This is a genomic window from Flavobacteriales bacterium (genome assembly GCA_013214975.1).
In the GTDB taxonomy this organism is placed as follows: Bacteria; Bacteroidota; Bacteroidia; order DT-38; family DT-38; genus DT-38.
On record JABSPR010000062.1, the window covers coordinates 1 to 9,754 of the forward strand.

At 35.5% G+C, this 9,754-nt stretch carries 9 protein-coding genes and 2 pseudogenes; 3 read left to right on the forward strand and 8 right to left on the reverse strand.

The window, feature by feature from the left end:
* Positions 1 to 6 precede the first annotated feature (6 nt).
* From HRT72_03170 to HRT72_03200, 7 genes and pseudogenes are all read right to left on the reverse strand, one after another.
* Positions 7 to 381, reverse strand: coding sequence for a hypothetical protein (locus HRT72_03170; protein NQY66711.1), 375 nt, complete (start codon positions 379 to 381; stop codon positions 7 to 9).
* Between the two features lie 58 nt (positions 382 to 439).
* Positions 440 to 817 (reverse strand): hypothetical protein, encoded by a 378-nt coding sequence (locus tag HRT72_03175; protein NQY66712.1) that lies wholly within the window; start codon positions 815 to 817, stop codon positions 440 to 442.
* 186 nt (positions 818 to 1,003) lie between these two features.
* Positions 1,004 to 1,435: a hypothetical protein gene (locus tag HRT72_03180; GenBank protein ID NQY66713.1), complete on the reverse strand. Its 432-nt coding sequence runs from the start codon at positions 1,433 to 1,435 to the stop codon at positions 1,004 to 1,006.
* Complete coding sequence (locus HRT72_03185) at positions 1,432 to 3,111, reverse strand: AAA family ATPase (protein NQY66714.1); 1,680 nt, start codon at positions 3,109 to 3,111, stop codon at positions 1,432 to 1,434. Before HRT72_03185 ends, HRT72_03180 begins: the two co-directional genes overlap by 4 nt.
* Before the next feature lie 50 nt (positions 3,112 to 3,161).
* The gene (locus HRT72_03190) at positions 3,162 to 3,917 is read right to left on the reverse strand and encodes a hypothetical protein (protein ID NQY66715.1); all 756 of its coding nucleotides are present in this window, start codon (positions 3,915 to 3,917) and stop codon (positions 3,162 to 3,164) included.
* A 179-nt stretch (positions 3,918 to 4,096) separates the two neighbouring features.
* Positions 4,097 to 5,165: pseudogene (locus tag HRT72_03195) on the reverse strand (MBL fold metallo-hydrolase).
* 63 nt (positions 5,166 to 5,228) lie between these two features.
* Positions 5,229 to 5,894 carry an NAD-dependent epimerase/dehydratase family protein gene (locus tag HRT72_03200; protein NQY66716.1) on the reverse strand — a complete coding sequence of 222 codons (666 nt, stop codon included), beginning with the start codon at positions 5,892 to 5,894 and terminating at the stop codon, positions 5,229 to 5,231.
* A 150-nt stretch (positions 5,895 to 6,044) separates the two neighbouring features.
* On the opposite strand from HRT72_03200, the gene HRT72_03205 reads away from it, so the two are divergent.
* On the forward strand, positions 6,045 to 7,076 hold the full coding sequence (locus HRT72_03205) for a nucleoid-associated protein (protein NQY66717.1): 1,032 nt from the start codon (positions 6,045 to 6,047) through the stop codon (positions 7,074 to 7,076).
* A 244-nt stretch (positions 7,077 to 7,320) separates the two neighbouring features.
* Here HRT72_03205 and HRT72_03210 read toward each other — a convergent pair.
* Positions 7,321 to 7,690: pseudogene (locus HRT72_03210) on the reverse strand (TfoX/Sxy family protein).
* A 161-nt stretch (positions 7,691 to 7,851) separates the two neighbouring features.
* On the opposite strand from HRT72_03210, the gene HRT72_03215 reads away from it, so the two are divergent.
* Together HRT72_03215 and HRT72_03220 are read left to right on the forward strand one after the other, a co-directional pair.
* The gene (locus tag HRT72_03215) at positions 7,852 to 8,244 is read left to right on the forward strand and encodes a hypothetical protein (protein NQY66718.1); all 393 of its coding nucleotides are present in this window, start codon (positions 7,852 to 7,854) and stop codon (positions 8,242 to 8,244) included.
* Between the two features lie 179 nt (positions 8,245 to 8,423).
* On the forward strand, positions 8,424 to 9,754 hold a 1,331-nt coding region (locus tag HRT72_03220; GenBank protein ID NQY66719.1), incomplete at its 3' end, for a hypothetical protein.

The window sequence follows — 9,754 nt, forward strand, 5'->3', positions numbered from 1 at the left end:
GTTGATTTAAGGGAATATTAATGTTGTATCCTTTTCATATTCAAAATATGTTAAAGCGTTACTATTATGTTTGGTAATGTTTAATGTGGCAGCATCAACAATTAAAAAGGGAGAGTTTAGGCTTTCGAACATTTCATCGAATGCATTCTTACTAACCGTAGATCGTTTTAATTCCTCCCCTAAATCATTTAGCCCAAGACAAACAACATCTAGCGCCAAATTGTTCATTTCAACGTCTAGTATATGACTGTAATCGCCAGAACTGTAGGCCGTGAGATGTTCTATAATATTTGTGGTAACTGATTTACTCTTGTTAGTTTTATCCTCAAGCTTATCTAGCTCATTGGCTATATCTTTAAGAGTGCTACCCGTAGAAGGCAAGCCTTCGTCGAATTCATCTTGATTTATAGATCGAAGTCATTGTAATATATTATTTACATCAGCTTCTTTCATCCTTTATGTTTTCCAACCATTTTACCGCTTCCTCTGTAGTTCTACAAGCTCGAGTTGTCACAGCCGGCTTGTTAATCGTTAAGTAGGCATTAAATAGGTATTTAGTAATGTGTGATGTTACAATCATACCTGCTGCATTTAAATACTCTTGTCCATCTTTAGTGAGGTAGTCTCGCGCTTCTGAAGTAATGGATTCTAACAGATTAAGATCGTAACACCAATATTGATTCTCTCCATTTGAAATCTTATGCCTGAGAGAAACCACTTCTTTTGCATTGTCTAAATCAATTTTAACGGATTTCTTGTACTCGCTGTATAAGAGCCCACCCTCAAACCAAAACTTAATAAAATCATTCTCCATCATAAAAAATCAACCTATACATTAATAGTGAAATGAGAAACAAGAACCCTTTGCACGTACCTACCAAACAAGTGGTTTAACGCTACTTGACATATTGAGTTTCCTTATATGATTAATTGTGATATAATTACATAAATACACCTAGTCGTCAGACAATTAAGACAAGCGTGATAATTATACGAAGGTGCTTTAAAAACTTGGAGTGCTTTCTAAAGGATCCGAAGCAGGATTGACTACTGCTTTTCCTTTAAAAGTAGGAATGGAATAGATCGTATTATTTTGATTTATTCTAAAGAGCCTGTCATCTCGTACAAGGTATTTCTCCTTTTGAGGTTTATCGCTAAGTGGGTTATAGATTAGTATTAAAGTATCCTTCTGGATAACCCAGTTTCCTTTGTGATAAATTGTTTCGGGAGCTTCACAATTTAATTTATTAGAACTCTTCTTTTGAATCTTGCTTAGATCTGTCTTTACCTCGTTTGTGAAAACATTATTGTTGTTTAATACTAGCCTGCCAGAGGTATTCTTAGTAATATTCTTGAACTCCCCTACTTTTAATAATTCTTGGCTTTGAGAAACTAATGCCCCTAAAACTAGAAGGAATAGGCCTATCCATCTCATAAAAACAACATGGCTTGTCGGATTTCCTCGTAATTATATGAACCATTTAAAGCTCTGTAAAGTGGTATTAGTTTTACTTTTTCTTGTTTTCCGAGTTTTGCTTTTAACTCGGCATGCGCATCTTGAATAAATTCGAAATCAATTAGATCAGGCTTATACATCTCAATACTAATTTCGGGATTAGATACTTTTAGTTTTTCGATATGCCCAATTATAGTTCCTTCCGTCATGCCTCTATCGTAACCTATTTCAGAAATAGTTAACCCCTTTAACACTAACTCTTTCGTTAGCTCGTAAGTAGATTTTGTAGATTTCTTTTGCTTTAGTTTCTTCGATAATTTTGCAATTTCCTTTTCGCTTGTAATTCCACCACAGTACTCCACAAAACACTTCGCCCGTCTTTCTAACTCTTCTTCTTCTTTATAGAATTTAGTAGCATCGTCCGATAGTTCTTGAAATCTCTTATCTGCCTTAAGAGCCAGTGAATCTATCTTTATAGCTGTTTCATTAAAACCAATTAGGCGAAGGTTCTTCAAATCTTTTAATCTCGAAATGGCGACATACCCCTGCCCTTTTTCGAAGGTTTTACTCAGATCTATTTCGGCGGCATCTAACGTCATACCTTGACTTTTATGCACTGTAATTGCCCAAGCCAATCGTAAAGGAATCTGTTTGTAAGTAGCCAACTCTTTGCCTTTATCGTTTTCAATCGACCAGCTTTCTTGTTCGGTCGTAATTGTTTTACCTGTCATCAATTTAACCACTGGCATTCCCTCGTCAGAAAAGCGAATCACTTCTCCAATAGAACCATTTATGTAGCCTTTATCTGGATTATTCTTTACGAACATCACTTTAGCGCCTTCTTTTAAAATGATTGTTTCCGAAGCTTGAACCGATTTTTTGAATGAAGCAATTAATTTGTCGTTTCCTTTTGTGGTAGCATTAAAGATTCTAAGCTGCCCAGTAAGCATATTAATCTCTTTGTTATTGATTGTATCTACATCGTAATTATGTGTGTATAATCGCGTAAGTACCCCTTTGCCAGTTAGAGTTGTGTTTGCCGCACTCTCAAGTAATTGTCTGGAACGAGCAGATATCCCACCAGATCGAACTTCATTAAGAATTTCGTTTAGCTCGTTACCTGTTTGGCGATATTGTTCAGTTAAGTAGCAAATGGTAAGATTTGCTTCTAGCCATGCCGGCGACATAAACGCAAACTTCTTGCTATTCGGTTCGTTGCCAACTGGAGGCAATTGAAAAAAATCGCCAGAAAAAACCACCTGTATACTTCCGAAGGCATCTCCATTTTGTTTGAAATGTTGGAGAATGGTATTAACCGAATTAAGTTGATTGAGATGAAGCATGGATATTTCATCAATTATTAAAACCTTCGATTTATCCAGTTGATCTTTTAGATATTTCTTTGTTTTCATCGAGTTCAAATCACCTTTCGTGATTCTGTCTTTCACCCCCATTCCACTCCATGCATGGATAGTCATGCCATTCATATGAGTCGCGGCAATTCCTGTAGATGCAGTAACAGCTACTGGTACTTTCCGCTCCTTTAAATATTGGATATATTGGTTAAGCACATGAGTTTTACCTGCTCCCGCAGACCCCGTTAGAAATACGTTCTCACCGGTTTTAAGAATGTCGAGTGCTTGTGATTGTTTCATGGGGAGGAGAGAATTTAATTGAACAATTCGTTAGTCTTCTTTTACAATAACTAAGTAGTTAGTTGATTGCAAAAAAGCATATTATCTTTAATAATTAATATTTTCCCCTCCGGAGAATCCTCAATTTCATAAGACGATATTGGATGATTTGATAATATTTCGAGAGATTTAGATGAAGTTTTAATTTGAGATAATTTGTTGATATTTATCCTTTTGAAAGTCTCTTTATTGAAATTTTTAACAATAACGGAAACTCTACCTAATCCTACAACTCCTCCCTTACGCTTCAATATATTTTGCTTACTGAGTTCATTGTATGTCCCTATGCAATAGAAAGCCGTACTCTTCTCATATTCAAATAACTCAACTACACCTGACGATATAATTTGTTCAAACGAAATACTATCTAGTTTGAAGTTTAGAACATCAAGCTGGAAATTCAAATTCACTAGCTCGTCTTTCAAATTACTTATATCGTTTGTTGATATACTGTTTGATTCATTTAGATCTTCAATTATTCCAGAAATATTTAGATTGCCTATCGAATCAGTTTGAGAACTAATAACTTCTAATTTCTGTTTATTAGCGGCTTGCAAGGAATTAATGGCTTTCATTTCATTTACAACTTCTTCCTGCCCTTCTTGCGAAATTGCTAATCCTTTAGTCATTAGAAGACGCACCTTTTGCTTTCTTTTTTCTATTTGCTCACGATTCTTATAAACATCGTTAAGAATATTAGTAAAAGTCTCTGCATTCTTTTCTGTCGTTTTCAAATCGATTTTCAAAAGATCTATTCCTATTTCCAACAGCGAAATTTCAGAATTACAATTATTCCAGCTATTACATGATACTGTTAGGAAACTGAATATAATAAAGAATATAAACAGTGGCTTTTTAAGAGAATAACACATGGATAGTTGCTAATAGAGTACGCACGAAATTACTTGATTCGGTGTACAGTACAGCTCTATTTAGAAACTATATTTTATATATTCATCCACCAAGGCTCTGTATAGTAGGTCTGATCCTCTAACTCAATCGGATCTCCAATTACAGGAACGGTGATCGCCATTTCAAGTTCTCTTGCAGCCTTAGTTACTCTAATAACTGGATCGTTCCAATTGTGCAAGGATAATGTAAATGCTCCCCAATGGATTGGCATCATTACTTCAGTTTTAATATCTACAGCGGCTTGTGCTGATTCTTCCGAAGTCATATGTATGGCAGCCCATTTATCATTGTATTATCCGCACTCCATCATTGCGAAATCAAATGGGCCATACTTCGCTCCTATTTCTTTAAAATGAGGACCATATCCGCTATCTCCACTGAAATAGATATTCTTATCCTTTCCTTTTATAACCCATGATCCCCACATTGTTGCAAAATTATCTGTGAGTCCTCTACCCGAAAAATGACGTGAAGGAGTTAGTGTTAATTTAATGCCTTCCAATTCAGATTCATCCCACCAGCTAAGCTCTACAATTTTCTTTTTAGGTATGCCCCCATGCGAGTAAATGTCCTCTAACTCCTAATGGAACAAAAAACATTTTAGTCTTGTCTTTAAGTTTCTTAATTGATCCATAATCTAAGTGATCATAATGATCATGAGATATAATAATGGCATCTATCGAAGGCAATTTCTCTATTTCAATTGAAAGCGCTTTACTGTATCCATTGGTTTCTAATAAAGGATGTGGTGCCGGTGTCTTGCCTAACATTGGATCTAGTAATATTGTCTTGCCATCAAATTGTAATAGAAATGCAGAATGCCCAAACCAGATTAATCGTGGTGCTCTGTTATTTACAATTTCTAATGAATTGACATAGTTAATTAGCAGTTCTGCGCTAGGGAATTTTCCTGGTCTACTTTCAGAAAATTCTTTGATTGTGGTAAACATGTTCTTGAAGCCCATGTCCATTTTGGTGGTAATTAGATTTATGAACCTCCCTTCTTTATAATGTCCGGATTCGCTGTACCCCAACTTATCCGCTTTTGTATGGCCTCCACCAAACTCAGCACTCAAGCTCACGAAAATCAAACCAACAAACAACTATTATGGCAATAAGACCTCTTATAATTAACCCTATCATTTAAAATATTTTCTTTATCATTTCTAACTTATTGTTGCCAGGGAGTTAATATCTGTATTCTCTAAATGCTTTAGTGGTGTTCCTCTCAGAACACTGTTAATCATAGCCTGTCCTAATCTAGAAGATGTTGTTATAGAATCCATTCTTCTTAAAAGCGGGAATAGAGGCCTGCTAATAATATAAAATAGATTGTACATCAATGTACTCGATTTGATACCTCTTTCTGGAATAATAGCTCCAGGTCTAAAAGCATAGGCATCCTTAAATCCTTGATTTAAAATTTTGTTTTCTGCACGACCTTTAACTCTTGCCCACATCAAAGAACCTTTCTCGCTACTATCTGTACCTGTTCCTGACACATAATTGAAGACTAAATCTGGATTAAGACCATAAAGAAGTTCGGACAAAATAGATGTTGCTTCATATGTTATTGCTGTGTACTTCTCTTCCGATAGTCCAACTACCGACACCCCCATACAATGAAAACACGCATTGTATCCATTTAAATCGAGCACCTGACTGGCTAGATCAGCATAATCATTTACAATAACCTCTTTCAATTCTGGATGTTTTAAGCCAATAGGCCTTCTATTTAAAACAAGAACTTCTTCCACTTCGGGATGATCAAGACATTCTAAAAGGACTCCTTTTCCCACCATACCAGTGGATCCCGTAATAATTGCTTTAATTTTCATTAGTGCTCTCTACTCATTTAATTCAATATACTATAAGGACGAATGGGAATTGAAAATATCGTAAGCAGAGGGTAAATAATTAATTAAATTTGCCATCTTAATTTCAATCCACTTATACATCGAGTGTAAATTTAATGTCTAATTATGAATCTTAGTAGAACATCAATCGAGAGATGTATTGTACATCGTGTAGGGAATAAAAACAGAGATGAAGATCTTCGATTATCTAAATCAGCATTAAACTTTTCGGATGATGTAGAAATCGAATTAAAGAAGTATTTCCTCAATCCGTTTAAAGGAATTTGGAATGCAAACAGATTTCGTCATGAGATAAGCATGACAATGAATGAAGTATTTGTTTGTGCCGATAAGATAATGAAAGAAGATGCTTTCGTTGAAAATTCCATTAACATAGCTAAACACTTATACGATTCAACAAGACACCCAGGAATAAAGTTTGGTGAACTCTTTATCGTTTTATTAAATGATGTGGAGATGGACGGCGTTACTAGTAATGCTGTGGGGATATTTAAATCGGAAGCAAAAGACACATTCTTCAATATAAATGATAAGGCGGATTATTTCCAAGTTAATTTAAATAAAGGCATCAGTCCAAGTAAACTAGATAAAGGGTGTATCGTTTTTAACGACGATTATAACGATGGATACAAGGTATTTACTTTTGAAAGAAACGGAGCTGATACCGAATATTGGCAAAATGATTTCTTAAGCGTAGAGCCAAAAGCCGACGATTACCACAGCACAGAGAGTGTTATGAATGTTTGTAAAGACTTTGTGGTAAACAAACTACCAACAGAGTTTGAAATATCGAGAGCAGATCAGATTAATTTATTGAATACTTCTCTCTCTTACTTTAAAGGGAATGAGGAGTTTAATATGGATAACTTCTCTGAAGAAGTTCTTGCAAACGAAGAAGTAATCAGCTCATTTCATGCTTATAGAGAAGAAGTTCAGCCAGAAAAACCAATTGAAACGGAATCGTTTACCATTTCACCTAAAGCGGTTAACAAAGGTGCGAAGGTTTACAAAAGTGTTTTAAAACTCGATAAGAACTTTCACATATACATCCATGGTGACCATGATCTGATAGAGAAAGGTTTCGATGAAGAACGAAAAATGAAGTATTACAAAGTGTACTTCGAAGAAGAGAGCTAATTCACTGCAGCTGTAATTAGACTGGAAGATTCATTATCCCAACCATTTGCAAATCCAGACAAAAAATAGATTGCGTCTATTACGATAGAAACGATTAGTGCTTTTTGTAAAGTCATGGAAGTACAGTTGGTTTATTTACCCTTGTTTGCGTCAAAGATAAACACAGCGCGTGGGTAAGATTCGATTATTCGACAAGAATTAAGTTATTGTTTACCAATAGAATACATAGCCCATTAACGAAGCTTTACTTTTTCTTCCTCTTGCTTGGACTTGCTTTTACAAAAGGGTTGAAGTCTAATGCAAGTTGTAACCAATAAGCCAAATCCTCTTCCATATCGAATCCGTCTGGAGTCACGTATATATAACCTTTCATTGGTCTTCCTGTGGAGTCTATTGGTAAACAACACTCCTTCTTAATTTCATTTATATAAGCATCCTCTCCTGTTCGTACCATTAGCAGACTATCTCCAAACTTCTTATTGTTATGAATACCGCATAGCATCTTGTTGTCTACTTGGAATAAATGCCCTCTCATCATGTTTTTAGACGTGTGAAAGGCGTTTAACTCATTAAGTGTTGTGTATTTATTCTGCTAAATATTCGTCGTATGCCATCTTTTAAAGATGTCAATATAATAGAAGTCAGAGACCATGGGAGCACATTATTTACGTTAACTAACATGATCTGAATTCCTTTACATACTCCTCATTTTCAGTATTAATACATTCTTTTCCTTGTATTAAAATGCTAATTTAGATGCTAGATTTTTTCTATTATGATCCGACTAAATATACTACTGGCTTTATTCTTTTTTTTTTCTTGTAACCAAAAGGCTGCTGAAAGTATTAAAGCAGAAAGTGTAAGCAAGCATGTTTATAATAAATGGCTGCATTCTCGGGAAGAAGACACAGAGTATATTAAAGTATATAGACCTTCTACTTACCAATTTCCTCCTTCTCGAGGACGTAGAGGATTTGAAATAAAAGAAGATGGCATTTTTGCTCTAATAAAAATTGGAATAACAGATATTCCAGACATTGTTATTGGAAAATGGACTTCTAATTCAAGTAATAAAATCGAAGTTAAATTTGATAATTCAGAAGAAAATGACCTAAACTTAAACATTACATTAATTACTAAAGAAGTTATGAAAATCAAGAAGTTATGAAAATAAATAAACTAATATTTATCGCTATCTATTTTCTCGCTGTAATTAATCTTTCAGCTCAAACGCCACATGTATTTTCACCTCATTCTAATATTGGCACACTGAACATAAGTAAGTCGAACAGCGCAAGTCCTTCACAAGCTGTTTCCGCAGCTATAAGTAGCAAGGATTGTGAATCAATGGAAAATGATGCGCTTCTCAGAGCAAAGTATCCTAACATGGGTTCATTAGCTGATTTTGAGACTCAACTTCAAAATGCAATAACAAATAACCAAGGATCAGCTTCTAATATAGTTCAGTCTAAGTCAGTCTTAATTACCATACCAGTAATTGTACACGTTGTTCACAACGGCGAACCAGTAGGATCTGGATCTAATATATCTCAAGCTCAGGTTAACTCACAGATTGATGTGCTAAATGAAGATTTCAGAAGAATGTTTGGTACTAATGGGTACAACACCCACCCAGATGGAGCAGATATTGAAATTGAATTTGCAATGGCTTTGATAGATCCTCAAGGAAATACACTACCGGAACCTGGAATAGAAAGAGTAAATGGAGGAGTCACTTCTTGGAACGAAATTAATGAGTTAGAAGATGATTTAAAACCACAAACTCAATGGGACCCAAATCAATATTTCAATATATGGACTGTTAATTATGGTGGCAACATGAGTACAAACTTGGGTTACGCACAATTCCCTTCTTTATCCGGTTTGGCTGGAACCGATGCCAATAGTGGATTAGCTATTACCGATGGAGTTGTTTGCAGAGCTTCAGCTTTTGGAACAACAGGAAGTGTGCAAGCCCCATTTGATGGAGGAAGAACACTTACGCACGAGGTTGGCCATTGGTTGGGACTAAGACATATATGGGGAGATGGTGACTGTTCTATGGATGACTATTGTAACGATACACCACAAGCTCAATATGAGAATTATGGTTGTCCATCAGAAAACTCTTGCACGTTATATGCAGGTGATGACATGGTAGAAAATTACATGGACTACACCGACGATTACTGCATGAACATCTTTACACAAGACCAAAAGACAAGAATGAGAACTGTTATGGATGTATGTCCGAGAAGACTTGATCTCCTATCTTCTACAGTTCATATACCTACAAACGGACCACTTGCCTATTTTGGTTTAGATAAATACATTGCATGCTCAGGATCAACAATAAACTTTACCGATTATTCAACTAATGGACCTACAAGTTGGGAGTGGAATATTTATGATGAATGGGGTAATTGGGTCGCCGTATCTTATGCCCAAAACCCATCTTTTACATTTCCTGGGTATGGTGGATTTGGAGTGGAACTAATTGCGACTAATAATGGTGGAAGTAATACTAATTACGCTGCCCAGGTTCTTACAATAATATCTAACCAAGCATTAACACTTCCTCACACTGATGATATCGAAGGCGTTAATCCATTAGAACTATGGACATGGTATAATCCTGAAGATGACAGAGAATGGGATTATGCAAATGTTAGTGCGAA